General features: G+C 44.2%; 1 protein-coding gene. It reads right to left on the bottom strand.

Features of this window, described 5'->3' with window-relative positions:
• Positions 1-54: 54 nt before the first annotated feature.
• Complete coding sequence (locus QOL74_RS18335) at positions 55-1,437, bottom strand: IS4 family transposase (RefSeq protein ID WP_283410956.1); 1,383 nt, start codon at positions 1,435-1,437, stop codon at positions 55-57.
• Positions 1,438-1,580 lie beyond the last annotated feature (143 nt).

The following is a 1,580-nucleotide window of genomic DNA, read 5'->3' as shown; positions in this document are numbered from 1 at the left end:
ACTCAACTTTCCCACCAACTTTTGACGGATAACCTGTCTGTAAGTGGCTGAAAGTTATGTACTTGCAAGTAACCGACCCCTTAGTGTATCGGGAACTGCATCTAGAAATACATTCATGATCTGATCAACCAGTTCCATGCTGACTAAAGGTGATTGCCTAAGAGCCGCCTTTAAAGCATACATGATGCGCATCAGGGCTTGAATAAACACAATGTCTTTCATTTCATCTTTTAGCTGATAAAACAACTCGCACACAGTTCTGTCATCCGTGGCTTCCCTGACCTGCATCGCCAGCATGGTGTACCGTAGAAAAACAAGGGTAGTGGCAGCTACCTGCAGGTCATAGCTGCGACCTTGGTACTCTTTTGTTAAAGCCAGATAGGATTTGCATACTTTAAAGAACACTTCAACATCCCACCGCTTGCCATAGATGCGGATGATTTCTTTTTCTGACAGGTTCAGGTCTGTGCACATGAGAGCGGTCATTGCATTGGAACGCAGGTCTTTGACAAAAACAATGCGGGCATCAACATAGTCTTCTGCCGCAGCGTTTTTATTCTCCCGCATCCTGACACATGCGGATCCAACGAGACGTTTTCCTTCCGCCAAGGGAGTCAAGGGTAGCTGCTGATAGATCTCTTTTACGTTTTGCCACCGTCCCTGAAACTGGTAATGGATTTTTTCTGTCAAGCGGAGCATGCCGATGACATCACGCTGTTCTTTCTTGACACGCACCACGGTTTTGGGTGTGGTAAACCAGCTGTCAAAGAGGACAAACCTGGCTGGCAAATGCTTGGCTGCTTTCAACATCTCGATTAACACATCTGTAGTGGATGAACAAGCCCGCTTACGGCGTTTGGATGCCAGTGTTCTACCATCAACCTGCTTTGCAGGAGAGAGAATGTTTTTTTCTTTCTGCGAGCTAAGTAGTTGGAATGAAACAGGTAGAAACGTATTGCCGTCTGACCACCCTAAAGTCAGCATCCGATAACCACGATGGAATCTGTGAGTGGTATGGTCGTAAACCTTTGCCAGAAGTTCAACTTGTTTACTTCGGTTCCGGCTGAAGAGGGAATCATCCAAAATCAACACAGATTCACGATCATTGCCGGTAAGGCTGTCAATGTAAGCCACCAGCTGGCTGGCAATCAACAACAGCAGTTTTTCCCAGTTGTGGTACGCCGCATTCAGAAATCGGTAAGCCGTGTTTTTCCTAAAAGGAAGGTCATCACAGGTTTCAAGGGTACGGTACAAATTCTTACCGGTAAAGACCAAACCAAACAACTCTTTCAATAAAATGATGCAAGGCACACCTGATTCTTTGTAAAAATTACACCGCTGCATCAGTTTTGACAGTTGAAACCGGTTAAAAAAGAAGCTTATTTGTGTTTGGACCTGCTGGTCAATTGAAGTGTCATCTGATATAATACGAATCATAGGGAACCTCCTAATGGTTGGTATTAGTGGGACTTGGACACTTCTATTATACCACTTACAGGGGGTTCTCTATATGTTTTTTATGAATGTTTATTAAATATTTTTCTAGGTTTTATGCTTTCCCTTGGGTGGGAAAGTTGAGT

It is taken from the genome of Anoxynatronum buryatiense (assembly GCF_900182905.1).
GTDB classification, from domain to species: domain Bacteria; phylum Bacillota; class Clostridia; order Peptostreptococcales; family Tindalliaceae; genus Anoxynatronum; species Anoxynatronum buryatiense.
This window is presented reverse-complemented; position numbering and strand designations above follow the sequence as displayed.